The following is a 20,149-nucleotide window of genomic DNA, read 5'->3' on the forward strand; positions in this document are numbered from 1 at the left end:
AAACGCCTTTCGGACTCTTTTTTGCATCTCCGGAAACGGGTCGGCCCTGCCCTTCGGAGGCTTCCTTCAAAAAATGACAGCCCGGGATATATAAAAGTATGATTTCCGTAAGAAAGAGGGAAGGATGCCTGGTTCCGTGGCCGCCGGCGATGGGGATGCGGCGATGAAGCCGTAGTTTTGGCGTACCGGGTCCATCAGGGACAGCCTTTATATTTCCAATGATGGAGCTCATCGTGCAGGCTTTCTACGACGGCCTGCCGGGCCATATCGCCATAGACTAACTGGGTATGGGCTCCTTTTTTCCATATCGGCGACGACGGGAGCTTCCCGCCGGTGATGTGACCGGCCAGAAAATTTTTTAAGCGCCGGATGAACCACGCGGGCAGGCGTTTGTGGTACTTTCGGTAGCGAATAAAGATTTGGATGCGGTCGGGCATGATGCGAAAGCCTTCGACGACGGCGATTTTATTGTATTCTTTCATGAGGTCTAAGGCCTTGATTACGGCCTTGCCCGACGGGGAGGGCTGCCAGACGAGCTGGTCTTCGTCGGTGGCAACGGTCCCGAAAGGGGCTTTTCCGCTGCAGGCATAGAGGGTGATCAACTGGCCTCGGGGGACCGTCGAAAAAGGCGGCAGCCAGGAGGGGATCGGGGAAAATGCTTTTAGGGTCATGACGACACCTCCGTGAATTGAATGGTGTGACGGGCTGTCATTGCCTTTATTGTACACGTCCACTCTGAGAATACAATTAAGGGAAGATGTTCTCCTGTTAAAACCAAATTAGACCTTGTTTTTCCTGAATAAGGTGGTATAATAAAGCTATTTCACTTTAGGTTCTGTATACTGCAAAGAGAGGATGATTCCATGGTTCGCAGTATGACTTCCGGCAACCCGATCGGGCTGATCCTGGCCTTTACCGTGCCCTTATTGATCGGCAACGTCTTCCAGCAATTCTATAATATTGCCGACATCATCATCGTCGGCCGGACGATCGGCGTCAATGCCTTAGCGGCTGTCGGCGCCGTCGCCCCTGTCTATATGTCCGTTTTTGGCGTGACCATCGGTCTGTCGGCCGGTTTTTCGGTCATCGTCGGCCAGCGCTTCGGCGCCAAGGATATGGACGGCCTGCGCCGTTCTGTGGCGACATCGACGATGCTGGCCTTTGCCATTACCCTCATGGTTACGGCCGGTGTAAGCCTGGCCATGCCCCTTATCCTGCGGGTCATGAACATATCCGGTGTCCTCTATGACGATGCCTATCACTACATGATCATCATCGTTCTGGGACTCATGGCGATGATGGCCTACAATCTCTTGTCCAGCATTTGTAGAGCCTTAGGGGACAGTCGGACGCCCCTTTATTTTCTCATCGTATCGTCTCTCTTGAACATCGCCCTGGCCCTGTTGTTCATCGTCGTCTTCGGCTGGGGGGTACCGGGATCGGCCATCGCCTTGGTCATCGCCCAGGGCGTGTCAGCCGTCTTGTGCTTTGCCTTTATGAAAAAGCGGTTTCCCATGCTGCGCCTGACCCGCTCTGACTGGAAGTTTGATTGGGCCTTTGCCTGGCAGCACCTGCGCCTGGGCCTTCCCATGGCGGTCCAGTTCCTCATCATTTCCATGGGGATCTTGATCCTCCAATCGGTCTGCAACACCTTCGGACCGGAGACGATTGCCGGCTTCGTATCGGCGACGAAAATCGAACAGTTGGCCCTGCAGCCCATGATTTCCTTCGGCATTGCCATGGCCGTCTATTCGGCGCAGAACTACGGCGCCGGTAAGTTTGACCGCATCCGTATGGGCGTCCGCCAATGTTCCCTGGTCTCCCTGGCCTTCTGCGCGGCAGCGGCTGTTGCCATGTACTTTTACGGCCGCAACGTCATCGCCTTGTTCACGACCGTTCACGATGATATCCTCATGGAACAGGCTCTCCTTTATTTAAAGATGTCGGTCCCGTTCTATATTTTTTTGGGCCAAATCTTTGTCTACCGCAATGCCCTTCAGGGAATGGGCATTTCCAGCGTGCCTTTGATCAGCAGCCTGTTAGAACTCAGCGGCCGCAGCGTGTCGGCCTTGGTATTGGCTTCGATGTGGGGCTACTTCGGCATTTGCTGTGCCAGTCCGATTTGCTGGGTCATGGCGGCCTTGTTTACGGGCGGTTCCTACTATTGGGTCATGCACTCCATGAAGAATAAAAGGCGCTGCGTAATCGAATAGACCCTGTCGTCCTCGGACATAAAAAATCCCGTCTCCTTTTCTTGGGAGGCGGGATTCTTTTCGGTTAGAGATGTTTTTCACCCCAGTGCTTCAATTCCAGCAGGATGGGAATCATGGAGTGGGCTTTTTCGGTCAGGGAGTATTCGACGCGGACCGGCATTTCGCGGTACTGTTTGCGTTCGATGAGGCCGTCTTCTTCCATTTCTTTCAGCGATTGGGCCAGCATCGTATTGGTGATGCCGTAGACGGCGCGGCGCAGTTCGCCGTAGCGCATGACGCCCTTGTCGTCGATGACGCAGAGCAAGAGGATTTTCCACTTGCCGCCGATGATATTTAAGACCTTTTTTAAGCCGCAGCCCTGGCCGGCGATATTTTCACAGATCGATTCGTGGTTCATGGTATTCTTTCCTTTCGTAGTCCGTTTTTTCGTACTACCTCCAAAAAAACTTCGTACTTGATAAGTTTTACATACCATGTATAATATACGTATCAAAAGAAAAAATCAAGTCATTTACAGAAAGGTGGTCTTCCTCATGGAATACAAATTCACATCGGATAATTTTCAGCAAGAAGTCTTAGAAAGCAAAGAACCGGTCATGATCGACTTTTATGCCGATTGGTGCGGCCCGTGCCAGATGATGGGTCCTGTCGTCGCCAACTTTGCCGAAGAATATGCCGGCAAGGTCAAAATCGGCAAGGTCAACACCGATGCCGAACCGCAGTTGGCGAAGGATTACCAGGTCATGAGCATTCCGAACTTCGTCTTCATCAAAGACGGCAAGGTCGTTGACCAGGCCATCGGTGCCGTATCGGCTGATGCTTTGAAAGAAAAACTCGACGCACTCCTCTAAGTGGTTATGAAAGAAGGGAACGCCATGATTTATGATGTATTGATTCTCGGTGCCGGCCCGGCCGGTCTTTCGGCAGCCATCTATGCCGGCCGCAACAACCAGTCGGTCCTGCTCATCGAAAAGGGCCAGGACGGCGGCCAGATTTCGCTCACGGCAGATCTTGAAAACTATCCCGGCCAGATGCTGGAAGGGGAGAGCGGTATGTCTCTTTCTATGCGTATGGCTCAGCAGGCGAAGAACTTTGGCGTTACACGCGCTCTCGATTCGATCGTCGAAGCCAACCTTTCCGGTGACGTCAAGGAACTGGTGGGGAAATCCGATACGTATCGCGGCCGTACGGTCATCATCGCCTCCGGTGCCAACCATCGTCAGTTAGGGATTCCCAGTGAACCTGAGCTGGTCGGTCATGGCATTTCCTATTGTGCCACTTGTGATGCCGGCTTTTTCCGCGGCCTTGATGTCTACGTTGCCGGCGGCGGCGACAGTGCCGTCCAGGAAGCCATCTTCCTGACCCGCTTTGCCCGCAAGGTCACCGTCGTCCATCGCCGCCATGAACTGCGTGCCGTCCCGGCTTTGCAGGAACAGGCCTTTGCCAATGACAAACTGGATTTTATCTGGGATTCTGTCATCGACGATGCCGGCGGCGACGGCAAACTGCAGTGGCTTTCGGTGCGCAACGTCAAGACCGGCGAAACGACGAAAATCGAGGCACCTGCAGACGACGGCTTCATGGGCCTCTTCGTCTTCCTCGGCATCGTACCGGCGACGGATATGTTTGCCGACGTCCTGACGCTGAAAGACGGCTACATCGTGACCGATGAACAGATGCACACCAACATCGCCGGCGTCTTTGCCGCCGGCGATATCCGCTATAAATCGCTGCGGCAAGTCGTGACAGCCGCTGCCGACGGCGCCATTGCCGCCATGGAAGCTTACCATTACTTGAACCACTAATAGCGAAGGGCACGTTGACTGAAACTGGGTCAGCGTGCTTTTTTTGTTTTGCAGATAAAGATGCCCTGCAGCTGTCATGGCTGCAGGGCATCTTTGGTGAAACGCCTCTTTCTGAGCGTCTCGTTTTATTCGAAGGAGTTGATCAAAGCCAGGAGCTCTTCTTGATGGGCCGGATACCATTCACCATAAGGCTGGTTTGCTTTGAGGAGGGTTTCGTTCAAGGCCAGGAAGAAAGCCGGCAGGTTTTTCGAGGTAATCGTACCGATTTGTTCGGCGACGACGCCTTTTCCGAGGGCGTAACTTCCGCCGGCATAGATGTTGAAGGCCGGTTCCATGGCGTCGCCGACTTTTTTGGCAGCGCCGCGCAGGCCGAGGGCAGCCGTTTGCTGGACGGCACAGTTCGACGGACAGCCCGAGAAGTGGCATTTCGGCAGGAAATGGCTGTCGACGCCGCGGTCTTTCAAGGTTTTTGCGATTTCAGCCAGCATGCCGTGAGAGTCGCGCAGGCCTTGCTGGCAGACGGTGGCACCGATGCAGCTGACCGAGTGTTCGAAGGCCGTCGTCGCCGTATCACCCGCTGTGAGGGCAGCGACTTTCCGGGCTTCATCAGCCGTAAGGTTGATGATATACGCCGTTTCATCGGCATTGAGGCGGATTTCGGCGCCTTCTATCGTCGAGAGCAGCCCTAAGAGGTCTTTGAAAACGGACAACTTCGGCGTACCGCCTAAAGGCTTGTATTCGACGTGGTACAGGCCTTCTTGTTTCTGCTTGCGGATACGGGGGTCGGCGAGGACCGTGTCGTCGGCACCGCTCTTGGCAAGGGCCGGTTCTTCGTCGATGGAGAAGTCGGGGATCCCTTCTTTGCGGGCTTTTTCGACAGCGTCGCGGACGGCCTTTCGGAAGGCGTCTTCGCCGAGCTGATCGAGGATGAAGCGGGACCGGTTCTTGGCCCGGTGTTCATAGTCGCCGTACTTCATGTAGACGTCGCGGCCGTAGCCTAAGATGTAGTAAGGGATGTCCATGGGATCGATGCCTTCGTCGATGAGAATGCCGAAGCGCGAGCCGTTGACGCCGAAGCCGCCGCCGGCGTAGACGTCGAAGGTGTGGTCCGGACGAGCGACGAAGCCCAGGTCCTTGAAGGTGGCATGGCCTTCGTTGTCGCGGCCGCTGGAGAAGCTGATTTTATACTTCCGCGGCAGTTTGAAGACGGGAATGAGGTTGATGACGAAGTTGGCGGCGGCCTTAATATAAGGCGTCATGTTGAAATATTCGCCGGGAGCGATGCCGTGGAGCGGGCTGGCCGTGATATTTCGCGGGTTGTCGCCGCCGGCGCCGATGCAGTAGATGCCGTTCTCGAAACAGTCCTGGTAGAGGTCGAGGACGGATTGTTCGTTGAGATGATGGATCTGCAGGGCTTCACCGGTCGTGAAATGGACGAGGTCCGTATTGTATTTGTCGAGGGCTTCTTTCAAAAAAGCGATGTGAGCGCTGTCGATAGCCCCGCCGGAGAAGCGGAGGCGCAGCATGCTGCTGTTGGCGCCCCGTTCGCCGTAGCTGCCGAATTTGCCGGAAATGCCTTTATATTTTCCGGGCGGCAGTTCTTTGGCGTAAAAAGCCTGGGTCGCTTCGACGAATTGGGGGAAGCGGCTGCGTATTTCTTCCTTTGTTTCTGCTGTAATCTGAGTCATTTTTTAACCACCCCTTATAAAACAATGGATTTTTGTCTTATTATAACAGACTTTACCGGTCGGAGCAAAAAGAGAATTGCCGGAAAAATTGCATTTTCTTTCAAATTTGTTTAACCTATAGTTATAATATAGGCATTGACATAATCTTACATAAAATCAGGTGATGGGTATGCAGTTACGCGACTGGCCGCTGCGCAAACGGCTTTTGTTTTCTAATTTCATTATGATTTTTATTCCCGTCTTATTTACAGGTATCGTCAGCATCTTCATCCTGCTGGGTCTTCAATTCGGCAACATCAACCGGACCAGTATCATTTCCTTCGTTTGGCCGGAAAGCGGCCAGAATATGGCCATCCAGTTCGAGCTGAGCCGCCTTCGCGTCCGCTCCGACCGCTACGACGGTAATTTGGCGCCTTTGCTGCTGGTGGCCGATCACTTGGAGGACCAGGGGCTCAATGTGTCCATTTGGAAGGACGGACAAGATCTCTACGATACAGCCGGTATCGACGGGGATTACCTCCGCCACCAAGTGATGGACGGTGAGCTCCGAGGCCACGCCAGCTTTTCCTGGACCGGCGAAGGCCTGCGCTTTTATTACGTTTCACCCCATACGGACGTCCATCTGGCCGTTTCCGGCGCCGTGCCCCTGTACCCCGAGTCGGAATTCATCGATTTATCTTCCAAAGAAATCTTGAAACTGGCCTTCTATGTCCTGGCGGTCTTGGCCATTTTGCTGACCGTTGCCGTCGGCATCGCCTTGTCGCGGTGGATGGCCCGCCAGATTGTCGAGCCCGTCGAACGGCTACGGGACATGGCCGATGCCATCAGTCAGGGGAATCTCGACCACCCCGTGCCCATCGTGTCGCGCGATGAAATCGGCGATACGTGCCGGTCTTTTGAACAGATGCGGCTCCAGCTTCGTTCGGCTCGGGATACGCGGGAAAAGTACGATCAGAACCGCAAGGAACTCTTGGCCGGTATCTCTCACGACTTATCGACGCCCCTTACGAAAATCGAAGGCTACGCCAGCGGCATCGTCGACGGCATTGCCAATACGCCGGAAAAGAGACACCATTATTTGACCATGATCCAGGACACGTCGCGCCATATGGCAAAGTTGGTACAGACCTTGTTCCTCTTTTCGAAGCTCGATTTAGGGCAGATTCCCTTCCATTGGGAGACGGTTGACATCGGGGCCTACGTGGCCGACTATGTCGGGGAACAGGGGCCGCTCTATGAATCGCAAGGCCTTTCTGTCCGTTTCACCTCCGCCGTCGATAAGGCGGAGGCACGTCTGGACCGGAGTCAGTTCCAGCGGGTCCTTGAAAATATCCTCAGCAACAGTCTGAAATATAAGGATCAGGATAGGGGACAGGTGGAAGTGTCCCTTAAAGACGACGGCGACCAAGGCTGGCTCTTGACCGTTGCCGATGACGGCCGCGGCGTCGACGATGCTGATTTGACGAAAATCTTTGAAAGTTTTTATCGCAGCGATAAGGCTCGCAGCAATGTGGCGAAGGGCAGTGGTCTGGGGCTGGCTGTGGTGCAGCAGATCGTCCTTGCCATGGGCGGCACCATTTGGGCTCGCCATACAGAACCGAAGGGGCTCACCATCTGCATTCGATTCCCGAAAGGAGAGGCATAAGATGAAGCGGATTTTAATCATTGAAGACGACAAGGGCATTGCTGAATTGGAAAGGGACTACTTGGAAGCCAACGGCTTTGCCGTCGATATGGCGTTTGACGGCGATGCGGGGGAGCAGAAGGCCCTTCAGGAAGCCTATGACTTCATCATCCTCGACATCATGCTGCCCGGCCGGGACGGGTTCCAAATCTGCCGCACGATCCGCGAATCGAAGGATATTCCCATCATCCTCGTATCGGCCCGGCAGGAAGACATCGACAAGATACGGGGCCTGGGCCTCGGTGCCGACGACTACATCGTAAAGCCTTTCAGTCCCAACGAACTCGTGGCCCGTGTCAAGGCCCACCTGACCCGCTATGAACAGCTGACGGCCCGCGAAGTCCACCGCCATGCCCTCTGTTTTGACGGCCTTGAAATCGACGAAAGCGGCCATCGCGTCTTCGTCAAGGGGCAGGAAGTGAGCCTGCCCAATAAGGAATTTGAACTGCTCTTGTTCTTCGCTAAGAACCCGGGCATCGTCTTTAGCAAGGAAACCCTCTTTGACCGCGTCTGGGGCAGTGAAGCCCTGGGCGAAACGGCGACGGTATCGGTCCACGTCAACCGCATCCGCGAAAAAATCGAAGAAGATACGGCCAAACCCCGCTATATTGAAACGGTCTGGGGCGCCGGCTACCGCTTCCACGGATAGAAAGCGATTTTTATAGATCCTTCCCGGTTTATTGTCAGTCTGTTCAAACTTTGTTTAACTTTCCTCCCTATACTGTAGCCATCATCACCGATGTATAGAAAGGAAAGGATACCATGGAGACTTATCAGACGAAACATGAAACGCCGGGGATGATTTCCCTCGTCCAACGGCTCTGGCAAAGAGTCCTGTCACAACCGGCTGTCGTCCTCGCCGTCATGACGGCCATCCTTTGTTTTGCTGCTAATCACTTGCTGGTCGTTACCGACCCTGTCGAATCGAATTACGCCTTGACGGCCAAGGAAATGCTGGCTTCGGGCGACTATGTTTCGCCTCGCATTTTTGGCAATTATTGGTACGATAAACCGATTTTCTTTTATTGGGAGCTCATTGCCGCCTTTAAATTATTCGGTATCAGTAATTTTGCGGCCCGCTTCTTTCCGGCTCTCTTCGGCGTTGCCGGCATCCTCTTGGCCTACGCCTTTACGGCCCGGCTCTACGACAAGAAAACGGGATTTTTCACGGGTCTCATCCTGTTGACGACGGTCGAATATTTCTACCTGTCCAAGGCCATCATCACCGATATGACCTTGTTCGTCTTCTATTCGGCCTGCCTCATGGCCTTTTATATCGCCTACAGTGAAAAACGGCCGGCCTTTTATTATGCAGCCTACGCCTTTGCCGGTCTCTCCGTTTTGACCAAAGGCCCTATCGGACTCTTGCAGCCGGGGCTCATTATCCTGCTGTTCCTCTTATGGCGCCGCGATTTAAAAGCCTTGCTGCACCTTAAAATGATTTCCGGGCTAATGCTCTTTTTGGCCATCACAGCCATTTGGTATGTCCCCATGTACCTCGTGCACGGCAGTGATTTTATCAGCCAGTTCATCGGCGTCCACAACGTCCTGCGGGCGACCGTATCGGAACATCCGCGATACGACGTCTGGTATTATTACAGTGCCATCTTCTTAGTCGGTTTCATCCCCTGGGTCTTTACCCTGCCTCTGGCTTGGCGCGACTACGGCCTTACCCGGAAAATGGCAGCCCTTTGGAAGGAAAAGAAAGTGCGCCTTCCGGCCCTTTCCATGAAGACTCAGTTCCTCCTCGTCTGGGCGGTCACGATTTTCGTCACCTACCAGTTCATGGCGACGAAGTACATGACCTACACCTTCCCGTACATGATTCCCATTGCCATCGGCTTTGCGTCCTATTTGAAGAAATACGACCGCTTCGTCGTCAACCTGGCCGGCATCGTCCTGGCCCTTTACGTCGCCGTGACCTACCTGGTCATCATTCCTCAGTGCCAGCAGGCTTCGGCTTACGGCGTCTCCCAGATCGTCCGCACCGTAGCCGATGACCAGACGACAGTCGTCATGTACGGCGGCCGCTATTCCGTGTCCCAGACGTATTACTCCGGGCATCGGGCTTACCGCTTAGCCACAGCGGAACGAATCCGTGAGCTCCTGCCCGGAGACATCAGCTGGAATGCGAAAAATGTCATGCCTTTCATGGCTATCGAAGACCTGGCCGACCACGACAAGGTCCTGGCCCTGGTCAATGACCGCGAGGAAGCCCACTTCCTGCAGGAAGTTCCCGGCCATTGGAAATGGATCGGTCAAAAAGGCGTCTGGGTCGTTTACCAAAAAGAAAGCGATTTGTAGTCCCCTTGGAATGGCCTTGTGACTGAATTGTAAAGGCCGGCGCGTATACTATAGTCAATCTTAAATGAAGGGATTGATATCTATGAAAAAGTTTCAGAATATAGTACGCATGGCGTTAGTATTGGCTGTTACGACGGTAACCTTCAGCGGCGCTGCCCTGACGGCCCAGGCTGCAGAACCGAGACCGTACGATCAGCAGTGGGAACAGCACGATAACGACCGCAATCGTGACAACCACAACGATAAGAACCACAAAAACGACAAAAATCACAAGAAATACAAGAACGACAAGAAGTACAAGAACGATTGGAAAGAAAAAGAAAATCCTAAAAAAGATGTCGACCAGGCCAACCGTAAAGCCAATATCGCCATCGGCGTCGCGGCTATCGCAACGATCGTCGCCTTGTCGAAATAAGGTCGATTCCAAGACTGTCCATATCGGGCAGTCTTTTTTTGTGCCCGGAACCTTTGGGGGCCGTCCTTGTCAAGGGGCGGTCCGATGGGTATAATAAAATAGTATATAACGATAAAGGATGTGTTTGTTATGCAATTGACGCCGCGCCTGGAGGCGGCCGTGTCTCTGATTCCTAAGGGGACGGTCATCGCCGATATCGGGACCGACCATGCTTATATTCCGGTCCATACCTGTGAAACGGGGTGGTGCCCGTCGGCCATTGCCGCCGATATCGTGCCGGGACCGCTGGCGGCGGCCAAGGCTCATGTGGCCGGTGCCGGCCTTTCGGACCGTATCGACTGCCGCCTCGGTGACGGCCTGACCTGCGTTGAAACAGGGGAAGCGGACGGCGCCGTCATCTGCGGCATGGGCGGTTCCTTGATGATCAAAATCCTGCACCAGTCCTATGACCTCTGGCAGTCCTTGAAGTTCGTCGTCCTCCAGCCTCAAAGCGACAGCGGCGACCTGCGGCGCTTTCTCTATGAAGCGGGCTGGCATATCGAAGACGAAAAAATGGTCATCGACGACGGCCGCCTCTACGAGCTGCTGCGGGCCGTGCCGGGAAGGGCCGAGGCTTTGCCGGACTGGCAGTATGAACTGGGGCCCGTCAATTGGCAGCGCCGCGACGGACTCCTCGTCCGCAAGATCGAGATCCTCATGGAGACGAAGGGGCGCATTTTAGCGGGCCTCAAGAAGAGCCGCCGCGACCTGCACGTTCAAATTGAAGCATTAGAAAAGGACTTATCCTTTTGGAGGGACATGAAATGTCAGTTACAGTAGGTGAAATCGTAAAGGTATTGAATATCTGGGCGCCCTTATCGCTGAAAGAGTCGTGGGACAATCCGGGCCTGCTCATCGGAAATCCCGATGAAACCGTCGATAAGGTCTTGGTGACCCTGGACGTCATGATGGACACCGTCGACTATGCCATTGAACAAGGCGTGAAATTGATCGTCAGCCATCATCCGGTCATCTTCGACGGTCTGAAATCGCTGCGGACCGATACGTACAACGGGGCCATGTACCAAAAGCTCCTGGCCCATCACATCGCCGTCTACAGCGCCCATACCAATCTCGACAGCGCCGACGGCGGCGTCAATGACGTCTTGGCTACTTTATTGGGCCTTACGGACATCGAAGGCTTGGTGCCCGTTTCCGAAGACAAACTCTATAAAATCGCCGTCTACGTCCCGGAAAGCCACGGCGACGCCCTGCGCAAGGCCTTGGCTGACAGCGGCGCCGGCTATATCGGAAAGTACAGTGACTGTTCCTTTACGACGAAGGGCGAAGGGCGGTTCAAAGCTCATGAAGGGGCGAATCCCTTTATTGGCACCGTCGGAAAAGTGGAAACGGCAGCGGAAGAACGGATTGAAACCATCGTTCCTGAAAGGGGCCTCAAAAAGGTGCTTCAGGCTATGATAGCGGCTCATCCCTATGAAGAACCGGCCTACGACATCTATCCCTTGAAAAATAGTGGCCATGCCTTCACCATGGGCCGTGTCGGCAATTGGCCGACGCCGGAACCGGCCATGGCCGTCCTCCAAAAGATAAAGGACCTCCTCCACCGCGACGCCTTGTCCTATGCCGGCAATACGGATGTAACCGTTCGCCGCGTCGCCCTCCTCGGCGGCGGTGGGGCCGGCTTCATCAAGATGGCAAAAAATGCCGGTGCCGACCTCTATCTTACGGGTGACGTCAAATACCACGACGCCCAGGAAGCCTTTAAGCAGGGCCTCGTCGTCGTCGACGGCGGCCACTTCGGTACGGAATCGCCTGTCGTCGACGACCTTTGCCGGAGACTTCAGGCCGCGTCAGAAGAACGGCAGTGGGGCATCGACTGTCAGCGCGACCCGACGTCGCAGGATATGATTCAGTATTTAATCTAAACGGTTCTCGGGAGAACCGATAAGGAAGGTAGCTGTACTATGACTAAAGAAGACCATGTAAAACATTTATTAGAAGACCCGGTCTATGCCATCATGGGCAATGAAGAACTTTGCCTGGGCCGGAGCAATATCGACGTCGCCAAGGGGCTGATTGAAGCCGGCGTTACCATCATCCAGTATCGGGAAAAGCATAAAAAATGGCGTGCTAAATACGAAGAAGCCAAGGCCATTGCCAACCTCTGCCATGAAAAAGGCGTGACCTTCATCATGAATGATTCGACGGATCTTGCCATCGCCTGCGGGGCCGACGGCATCCACGTCGGACAAGACGATGCGCCGGTCGAAGTCGTCCGCCAATTGGCAGGCCCCGACGTCTTTATCGGCGTTTCGACGAATACCATTGACGAAATGAAACAGGCCCTGGCCGACGGTGCCGATTACGTCGGCTTCGGCCCCATGTTCCCGACCCAATCGAAGGCCGATGCCGATGACGTCGTAAGCGGCGAAGCCAAGGCCTTTGCCTTGAAGTTCAGCCTGCCCGTCGTCACCATCGGCGGCATCAGCCTGGACAATATCCGCAGTATCTATGATGAAGGCTTCCGTTCCTTTGCCATGATTTCAGCCATCGTCGGCAAGGAAGACATGACCAAGGCTGTCGCCGACATCCGCCGTATCTTGCAGTAACGGCATAACAAGGCCGACGGTGGTCATTGACGGCAATCGGAAAATATGATATTCTATAAGACGTTGAGTATGAAAGGCAATCGCTAGTGCTTCGGCATTAGAGGAAAGTCCGAGCTCCGCAGGGCAGGATGCCGGCTAACGGCCGGCGAAGGTGACTTTAGGGACAGTGCCACAGAAATGTGTACCGCCACGCAAGTGGTAAGGGTGGAACGGTGCGGTAAGAGCGCACCAGCGGTACAGTAATGTGCCGGCTAGGTAAACCCCATCTGGAGCAAGACCGAATAGGGAAGGGATGAAGCGGCCCGCTGATCTTCCGGGTTGTGTCGCTTGAACATGCTGGCAACAGTATGTCTAGATAGATGATTGCTGCTGCGCAAGCAGTACAAAACTCGGCTTACTGATTACTCATCATTATAGGAATACAAGGGACTGTTGCGTGACATGACAGCATGCGGCAGTCCCTTTACATTTATGGCCGTCCATGATATTATTGCAATAAGTGGTTTTTATGGGCCTCAACCATAAGAATGAATTACCACGGCAAGGAATACTTAAACAAACAAAAGCGAGGGATTTAAGTTGGCATTAATCGTTAAGAAGTTTGGCGGCAGCTCTGTCGCTACGCCGGACAAAATGCGTGCTATTGTGCAACGGGTCTTGAAAGGGAAAAAGCCTGAAGACAAAATCGTCATCGTCGTCTCTGCCATGGGGGATACGACGGATGATTTAGTAGCCTTAGCAAAGCAGATTACCTCTAAGGCTTACGGCCGTGAAATGGATATGCTCCTGACGACGGGCGAACAGGTTTCGATCGCCCTCATGGCCATGGCCTTCCAAGAAGCCGGTCAGAAGGCCGTCTCCTTTACGGGGGCTCAGGCAGGCATCAAGACCAGCGATGCTTTCAACAAGGGCCGTATTCTGGCTTTGAAGCCGGCCCGTATCATGAAGGCACTGGAACAAGATAATATCGTCGTCGTTGCCGGTTTCCAGGGCATTACCGGTCATGGTGACATCACAACCCTCGGCCGAGGCGGTTCCGATACGACAGCCGTCGCCATTGCCGGCGCTATCCACGCTGATGTTTGTGAAATCTATACCGACGTTGACGGCGTATACACGTCCGATCCCCGTGTCGTTCCCAATGCTAGAAAAATCGATCAGATCACATACGGCGAAATGCTGGAAATGGCGAAACTCGGCGCCGGTGTCATGCAGCCCCGGGCCGTCGAAATGGGCAGCCGCTTCGGCGTTCCCATTTACGTGCGCTCGACTTTTTCGGAAGATGAAGGAACTATGATACAGGAGGATTGCTCTATGGAAGTCAAACAATATCTCATCCGCGGCGTCGCTTCGGATAAAAATGTTGCTAAAATCACCGTTCTCGGGATTCCCAATAAACCGGGGTTTGCTTATCGCGTCTTTTCTGAATTGGCAGAAAAGAACGTCGACGTCGACATGATCGTTCAGAGCGTCCGCTATGCCAACGAAGGCGTTACGGATATTACCTTTACCATTGCCCGCACGGATTTGGAAGAAGCCGAATCGGTCTTCCATGCCCTGCGCACGGAAATGCCGGTTGAAGACATCATCATCGACGACAAGATGGCTAAGGTTTCCGTCGTCGGCGCCGGTATGGCCGGTCACCCGGGCATTGCTGCCGGCATGTTCGGCGTCCTCAGCGACAATGACATCAACATCGAAATTATTTCTACGTCGGAAATCAGTATTACCTGCCTCATTGCGGAAGAAGTCGTCGATTCGGCGGTCAAAGCCATTCATCAGCACTTCTTCGACGAAGAAGACTAGGGGGATCCATGTCTGTATTGGATAGCTTTACCGAAGAAATGCTGCAGTCTGAACTGCCCAAGCGAGTGACCTTGGAGCGGCTCATTCACGGGCTGGAAGTCGAGAAGCCGCCGAAGTTTTCCATTCCGGCACCGAAATATACCTTTGAAACGAATTTACATGGCTTTCGGTACGATTACCAGCATCAAACTGTTACGATTTCTTATAAAGTAGCCCACGGCCTTCACGATGATATGACCGTGTCCTTTACGACCTTTCGAGTCTTGCTGGAAGGGCTGGGGGTCTGTATCCGAATGCAGAAGTGGTAGTTAACGTTGCCGCAGTTCCTGAGGGGATTGCGGCTCTTTTTTTGGAGGAATTATGCGCTGCGGAACGGATATGGTACAAATCAGCCGCATGGATGATTTAGTGCGGCGTCACGGCACGTCGCTGCATCGATTCTTTACGGAACAGGAACTGGCCTACTGCCAGCGTGGCGGGTCGTGGCGGATGGAGTCCCTGGCCGGCATCTTTGCGGCTAAAGAGGCCTTGTTCAAGGCCTTGGGAACGGGTTTTCGTCGGGGAAAATGGACCGACGTCGAAGTCGTTCACGATGAATGGGGGGCGCCGCAGTTTTGCTGTTACGGTTTCTATGCCGAAGCCGTGCGGGAAAAAAGCTGTCAGCCGCCGTCCCTGTCCATTGCTCATGACGGGGACTATGCCGTCGCTTTCGTCGTCCTGTAAGGGCGATACGATTTAGGATTTAGAAGGGAGCCAGGCCATGAAAAAAATAAATACAGCCGCCCAGATGCGGCAAATGGATTATGAAGCCATGCACGGAATATACGCGATAGCACCGGCGGTACTCATGGAAAACGCCGGTCGGGCCGTTGCCGAACGGGCCGAAAAATGGATCGAAGGCTGGGACGGCAAAGACGTCGTTATCTTTTGCGGTAAGGGCAATAACGGCGGTGACGGCTTCGTCATCGCCCGCTATATCTTAGTGGCCGGAGCCAGAGCCTATGTCTACATCTTAGGCGATGACGGTGATTACAGCGACGAAGCGCGGCAGCATCTGCATACCTTACGGGAGCTGGCAGATGACGAAACGTGTCTCCTCCTTTCGGCGCCGGAAAGTCAAGCCGATTGGCAGCTCTTGCGAAAACGGCTCCACGCCTCGTCCATCGTCATCGATGCCATGGTCGGAACGGGCTTTCACGGCAGCCTGCGCCAACCTGTATCAGCCATCGTCGCGGAAATCAACGTGGCCTCTGCTGTCGGGGCGGTGACGGTCATCGCCGTCGACATGCCGACCGGCGTCAATGCCGATACGGGCGTCGTCAGCCATGGCGACGACGAAGAAGACGGACCCCTCTTTGCCGACATGACGGTCACCTTCGGTGTCTTGAAACGAGGCCTTTCCCTCTATCCCGGACGGGCCTGCGCCGGCCATATCGAAGTCGATTCCATCGGCATGCCCGGGCCGCTCCTATACGGGGCCAACGACGATGCCGTCTATTTACTGCAGCAGTCGGACATCGCCGAAATCGTCGTGCCCCGCAGCCCCGACAGCCATAAGGGCAGTCACGGGACGATCGCCGTCGTCACCGGCAGCAGCCAAATGGCAGGAGCAGCCCTCATGGCCGCTCACGGAGCCGTCCGCAGCGGTGCCGGGAAAGTCTTTCTCCGCGTACCCGGTAAGGTCGGGCCTTACTGTATCGGTGTTCAGCCGGAAGTCATGGTCAAAAGTGTCGGGACCGGCGACTCTTTTACGGCAGAGGACGCCGAGTCCATCATCGAAGAAAGCCGGAACTGGTCGGTATTGGCCATGGGTCCCGGCATGGGGAAGGATGATCGGACGCGGGAATTCTTGAAGCGCGTCTTAGCCGGAACGACGTGCCCCGTCGTCCTCGATGCCGACGCCTTGAACCTCTTGGCCGGTGAAAAGGAATTCATCCGTTCCCTGGGACAGGGACTCATCGTGACGCCCCACTTAGCCGAATTTTCCCGTCTCAGCGGGTTGTCCCTGGATGACATCAAAGAGGACCTTATCGGAACGGCTCGGGCCTTTGCGGCAGACTGGAAGGTCAACCTGGTCCTCAAAGGGGCACCGACCCTCATCGTGTCGGCCAAGACGGGCAACGTCTACGTCAACCCGACGGGCAATGCCGGCATGGCTTGCGGCGGCATGGGCGATATCCTGACCGGTATGATTGCCGCCATGACGGCCCATCAGGGCATGAGCGATCTTTGCAGTGCCGCCTGTGCCGGCGTCTATCTCCACGGTGCCGCCGGCGACGCCTGCCGAAAAGACCGCGGCCCTTACGGCTTTACGCCAATGGAAACGGCCGATGCCGTGCCGGGGGTCTTAGGAGACCTCGAAGAAAATTTGGCCCTGCCTATTTTGCAGCAGCCCTTAATTGGAGGCAAGTAAGTTGAAGAAACGAAGATTTTTATTATTTCCTGTAACCCTGTTATTGACCTGTATGCTCATCCTCGCCGGTTGTGCCAACAGCCTTACGTCCATGGCTTCTTCCGGGGCCAGTGCCGTCCAGTCCCTGACCGATTCTGATAAAGACCTGAAGGTGTCGGTCCTGAACGTCGGCCAGGCCGATGCGACCCTCATCCAGTATAAGGGCCAAAATATGCTCATCGACACAGGCGACGTCGACAGCCGCGATTCTTTGGTACAGCAGCTGAAAGAGCGCAACGTAAAAGAACTCGACGCCATTATCATCACACATCCTCACGGCGACCACATGGGCGGCATGGCAGCCTTATTTAAAGCCTTTCCCATCAAGCAGATCTACGATAACGGACAAGTAGCCAACACGGTCATGTACCGCAACTACTTAAAGAACATCAAGGCCAAGCAGATCCCCTACAAGGTATTGAAGAAAGGGGACAGCCTGACCCTTGGCGATGACGTCGTCTTTACGGTCCTTTCGCCGGGTACGATTTTCACCAAGGAGAATACGACCGGTGTCTCGGAAAGCGGTTTGACCAATGACAATTCCATTGTCTGCAAGATGACCTACGGCAAGTTCTCCATGCTGTTCACCGGCGACGCCCAAAAGGAAGTCGAGCAGCAGCTCCTCAAAGAGGACATCAAGGCCGATATCCTGAAAGTCGGCCACCACGGCAGCAAGACGTCGTCGTCCGATGCCTTCGTGAAGGCCGTAGCCCCTAAGGCGGCGACCATTTCCTGCGGCGTCAATAATTCCTATAAGTTCCCGCATGAACCGACCTTGAAGACCCTTCAGAAATATCATGTCGACGTATACAGAACGGACCGCAACGGCGTCATTACCATCAAGACCGACGGTTCGTCGTACAGCATTGAAAAGGAGCATGAATGATGAAAAAAGAACTCATCGGCAGCATCGACCGCATTACGGAACAGACAGCCTATATCCTCTTGAATGATGATGAGCATGAACTCCAATTTCCCGTCGAACTCCTGCCCGAAGGGGCCGATGAAGGCATGGTCTTTACTCTGACCATCGAGCGCAATGAAGCGGAGGAACAGAAGTTAGCCGACGAAATCGCCGAGCTCCGCAGCAGTCTGCAGCAAAATCCATAGTCGAGAACGCCTGTTGAGAAGCGACATACCTTCTCAACGGGCGTTTTTTTCTGTTATGGGAGAGGCGGATATGTTAGCCGCTGAATGATGCGGTGCATCCGATTAAAACGAAATGAAATTGTAAAAAATGAAATACTTTCTTACTATGCATACAAAATTGACAAATATGGCATAAAATGAATAAATAAACATAAAATGAATGGATATGTAAAATTACTAAGCTGTAAATCGTAAAAAGTTAGTAAATTCACAAAATAAAATGGCTTAATAGAGCCAATGTTTAAAAATAAAGAAATTTTTCACGAAAGACGTTACTTTGACAGGGTAAAAACTAAAATGTATAATAATTACAGTGAGTGTGGTGCGCAGGCAGGCAGCACTCGCCCGATAGAGCCGACAAACAGTGTGATTCAAGGCAGTAAAAGAGAGGAAACTAGGACAACTCGCCAATGAACCCTTGAAGAATACGTTTCGACACTCGCCTGTAACGGTGTAAGGCTTACAGAAACTTCATCTTATCGAAAAGGGGTTATACTCATGAAATCCAAAGTATTAGCAGCTCTCGTAGCAACCATGGCCGTTGGCGCAACTTGTGCTTTCGCAGCGAACCCGTTTGTCGACGTACCGTCCGACAGCTGGGCTTACAAATCCGTCGTAGAATTGGCTGACGCCGGCATCATCCAGGGTGTTGACGGTGAACATTTCCAGGGCCAGCGCAACATCACTCGTTACGAAGCCGCTGAAATGGTCGCCAAAGCTATGGCTCACATGGACAAAGCTTCTGTCGAACAGCGTGCCCTCATCAACAAATTGGCTGATGAATTCGCTGACGAACTCAACAACCTCGGCGTTCGCGTAAGCGCTCTCGAAAACCGCGTCGGCAACGTTAAACTGACCGGTGACGCTCGTGTTCGCTATCGTTACCAGAAAGACAGCAAAGAAAACGACGCTTCTTGGGATTATCGTGTTCGCCTCCGCGCTAATGCTATGGTCAACAAAAACACGAAGGTTACCTATGGCATCAGCACCGGCAACCATGCCTTCTCTGACAATGGCAAAGCTGAAGATGAAAACGACATCTTATCGGATATCGCTAAAGTCGACTACAACTTCGGCGGCGGCGACTGGACTCTCAGCGTAGGCCGTACGGACAAATACGTTATCGGCGGTTCTAAAGGTTATGGCTACAACTACGGCGATATCTTCGACCGCGCTGAATTGAAGTACAGCGGCGACAGCTTCATGGCTACGGCCGGCTACGGTAAATTTAAGGCTGGCGGTGTTGCAGGTCTTGCAGCTGATCCGTTGAGAACAGTCTTGCCGGAAGGTCTTGACGGCACCAAGACGGCTTACGGCGTCATCGAAGGCCGCTTCGGCAACGGCACGGCTATCGGCGGTTACTACAACACCTTCGACAACGATGAATACAATGCGATTGTAAGAGGTACGGAACTCGATTACCTCTGGGGTGCTTATGCAAGCTTCAACTTCGGCAAAGACTGGAACCTCCTCGGTAACTACGAACGCGTCAACTACAACAGCAATATCTCCACCTCTAAAGTTCGCAGCGACGAAGATTCCGCTGCCGTTTGGATCGGCCGCCTGACCTACGGCAAAGCTGTCATGGCTACGCCGAAGACATGGGACGCTTGGGTTGAATACCTCAACGCTGAAGACGGTGCATACATCGGCGGTTCCACCAACTCCTGGAGATGGGGCAAACTGGATAACCTCGAATCCTGGGGTGCCGGCATCGACTACACCTTCGCGAAAAACGCTCAGTTCCAGGTCATGCAGTCCTTCGCTTCGAAAGTTAAAGACGGCGACGGCAGCGATCCGGAAGAACAGACGCGTGCTCAGTTCGTATTCGCATTCTAATCCTTCCTCATCAAGGAACTTACCAAGACCACTCAGAAATGGGTGGTCTTTTTTTGTGCGGACAACGCCTGTGAAAGCCTTGACGAATATCGCATAAAATGAATCAACCAAGATGGATGAGCCTGTACTTGGATGTAACGTGCAAAAAAAAGTTAGTAAATTCACAAATTAAAATGGCGTATTGA

The 20,149-nt window shown here is 53.7% G+C and carries 20 protein-coding genes and 1 other RNA gene; 18 read left to right on the forward strand and 3 right to left on the reverse strand.

Going from position 1 to position 20,149, the window contains the following annotated elements; genetic code table 11:
• Positions 1-194: 194 nt before the first annotated feature.
• Positions 195-671: a hypothetical protein gene (locus TX77_RS03630; protein ID WP_044503481.1), complete on the reverse strand. Its 477-nt coding sequence runs from the start codon at positions 669-671 to the stop codon at positions 195-197.
• Positions 672-863: 192 nt separating this feature from the next.
• Here TX77_RS03630 and TX77_RS03635 point away from each other — a divergent pair, with 192 nt between their 5' ends.
• A complete protein-coding gene (locus tag TX77_RS03635; protein ID WP_044503482.1) occupies positions 864-2,213 on the forward strand; it encodes an MATE family efflux transporter in 1,350 nt (449 codons plus the stop codon).
• A 64-nt stretch (positions 2,214-2,277) separates the two neighbouring features.
• Here TX77_RS03635 and TX77_RS03640 read toward each other — a convergent pair whose 3' ends face one another.
• Positions 2,278-2,610: a winged helix-turn-helix transcriptional regulator gene (locus TX77_RS03640; protein WP_044503483.1), complete on the reverse strand. Its 333-nt coding sequence runs from the start codon at positions 2,608-2,610 to the stop codon at positions 2,278-2,280.
• A 136-nt stretch (positions 2,611-2,746) separates the two neighbouring features.
• Between TX77_RS03640 and trxA the strand changes: the two genes are divergently transcribed.
• Together trxA and TX77_RS03650 are read left to right on the forward strand one after the other, a co-directional pair.
• Complete coding sequence (gene trxA / locus TX77_RS03645; RefSeq protein ID WP_044503484.1) at positions 2,747-3,064, forward strand: thioredoxin; 318 nt, start codon at positions 2,747-2,749, stop codon at positions 3,062-3,064.
• Positions 3,065-3,088: 24 nt separating this feature from the next.
• Positions 3,089-4,018 (forward strand): NAD(P)/FAD-dependent oxidoreductase, encoded by a 930-nt coding sequence (locus TX77_RS03650; RefSeq protein ID WP_230198022.1) that lies wholly within the window; start codon positions 3,089-3,091, stop codon positions 4,016-4,018.
• A 125-nt stretch (positions 4,019-4,143) separates the two neighbouring features.
• Here TX77_RS03650 and TX77_RS03655 read toward each other — a convergent pair whose 3' ends face one another.
• The gene (locus tag TX77_RS03655; protein WP_044503486.1) at positions 4,144-5,706 is read right to left on the reverse strand and encodes a nitrite/sulfite reductase; all 1,563 of its coding nucleotides are present in this window, start codon (positions 5,704-5,706) and stop codon (positions 4,144-4,146) included.
• A 169-nt stretch (positions 5,707-5,875) separates the two neighbouring features.
• Here TX77_RS03655 and TX77_RS03660 point away from each other — a divergent pair, with 169 nt between their 5' ends.
• From TX77_RS03660 to TX77_RS03725, 15 genes are all read left to right on the forward strand, one after another.
• Positions 5,876-7,351 carry a sensor histidine kinase gene (locus tag TX77_RS03660; protein ID WP_044503487.1) on the forward strand — a complete coding sequence of 492 codons (1,476 nt, stop codon included), beginning with the start codon at positions 5,876-5,878 and terminating at the stop codon, positions 7,349-7,351.
• A 1-nt stretch (position 7,352) separates the two neighbouring features.
• On the forward strand, positions 7,353-8,039 hold the full coding sequence (locus TX77_RS03665) for a response regulator transcription factor (protein WP_044503488.1): 687 nt from the start codon (positions 7,353-7,355) through the stop codon (positions 8,037-8,039).
• A gap of 113 nt (positions 8,040-8,152) precedes the next feature.
• Positions 8,153-9,694: an ArnT family glycosyltransferase gene (locus TX77_RS03670; RefSeq protein WP_081651692.1), complete on the forward strand. Its 1,542-nt coding sequence runs from the start codon at positions 8,153-8,155 to the stop codon at positions 9,692-9,694.
• 82 nt (positions 9,695-9,776) lie between these two features.
• The gene (locus tag TX77_RS03675) at positions 9,777-10,109 is read left to right on the forward strand and encodes a hypothetical protein (protein ID WP_044503489.1); all 333 of its coding nucleotides are present in this window, start codon (positions 9,777-9,779) and stop codon (positions 10,107-10,109) included.
• Positions 10,110-10,238: 129 nt separating this feature from the next.
• Positions 10,239-10,928 carry a tRNA (adenine(22)-N(1))-methyltransferase gene (locus tag TX77_RS03680; RefSeq protein WP_044503490.1) on the forward strand — a complete coding sequence of 230 codons (690 nt, stop codon included), beginning with the start codon at positions 10,239-10,241 and terminating at the stop codon, positions 10,926-10,928.
• A complete protein-coding gene (locus tag TX77_RS03685) occupies positions 10,913-12,034 on the forward strand; it encodes a Nif3-like dinuclear metal center hexameric protein (protein WP_044503491.1) in 1,122 nt (373 codons plus the stop codon). The genes TX77_RS03680 and TX77_RS03685 overlap by 16 nt, the downstream gene beginning before the upstream one ends.
• A 39-nt stretch (positions 12,035-12,073) precedes the next feature.
• A complete protein-coding gene (gene thiE, locus TX77_RS03690; RefSeq protein ID WP_044503492.1) occupies positions 12,074-12,718 on the forward strand; it encodes a thiamine phosphate synthase in 645 nt (214 codons plus the stop codon).
• Positions 12,719-12,782: 64 nt separating this feature from the next.
• Positions 12,783-13,130: RNase P RNA component class A (gene rnpB / locus TX77_RS13015), an RNA gene on the forward strand.
• Between the two features lie 167 nt (positions 13,131-13,297).
• On the forward strand, positions 13,298-14,524 hold the full coding sequence (locus TX77_RS03695; RefSeq protein ID WP_044503493.1) for an aspartate kinase: 1,227 nt from the start codon (positions 13,298-13,300) through the stop codon (positions 14,522-14,524).
• Between the two features lie 8 nt (positions 14,525-14,532).
• Positions 14,533-14,832, forward strand: coding sequence for a hypothetical protein (locus TX77_RS03700; protein ID WP_044503494.1), 300 nt, complete (start codon positions 14,533-14,535; stop codon positions 14,830-14,832).
• A 52-nt stretch (positions 14,833-14,884) separates the two neighbouring features.
• Complete coding sequence (gene acpS, locus TX77_RS03705) at positions 14,885-15,247, forward strand: holo-ACP synthase (protein ID WP_044503495.1); 363 nt, start codon at positions 14,885-14,887, stop codon at positions 15,245-15,247.
• Positions 15,248-15,284: 37 nt separating this feature from the next.
• Positions 15,285-16,937, forward strand: coding sequence for a bifunctional ADP-dependent NAD(P)H-hydrate dehydratase/NAD(P)H-hydrate epimerase (locus TX77_RS03710; RefSeq protein WP_044503496.1), 1,653 nt, complete (start codon positions 15,285-15,287; stop codon positions 16,935-16,937).
• A gap of 1 nt (position 16,938) precedes the next feature.
• On the forward strand, positions 16,939-17,862 hold the full coding sequence (locus tag TX77_RS03715) for a ComEC/Rec2 family competence protein (RefSeq protein ID WP_044503497.1): 924 nt from the start codon (positions 16,939-16,941) through the stop codon (positions 17,860-17,862).
• Complete coding sequence (locus tag TX77_RS03720; RefSeq protein ID WP_230198023.1) at positions 17,859-18,086, forward strand: DUF3006 domain-containing protein; 228 nt, start codon at positions 17,859-17,861, stop codon at positions 18,084-18,086. The genes TX77_RS03715 and TX77_RS03720 overlap by 4 nt, the downstream gene beginning before the upstream one ends.
• A gap of 537 nt (positions 18,087-18,623) precedes the next feature.
• A complete protein-coding gene (locus TX77_RS03725; protein WP_044503499.1) occupies positions 18,624-19,964 on the forward strand; it encodes an S-layer homology domain-containing protein in 1,341 nt (446 codons plus the stop codon).
• Positions 19,965-20,149: the final 185 nt, after the last annotated feature.

It is taken from the genome of Megasphaera massiliensis (assembly GCF_000455225.1).
Lineage (GTDB): Bacteria > Bacillota > Negativicutes > Veillonellales > Megasphaeraceae > Megasphaera > Megasphaera massiliensis.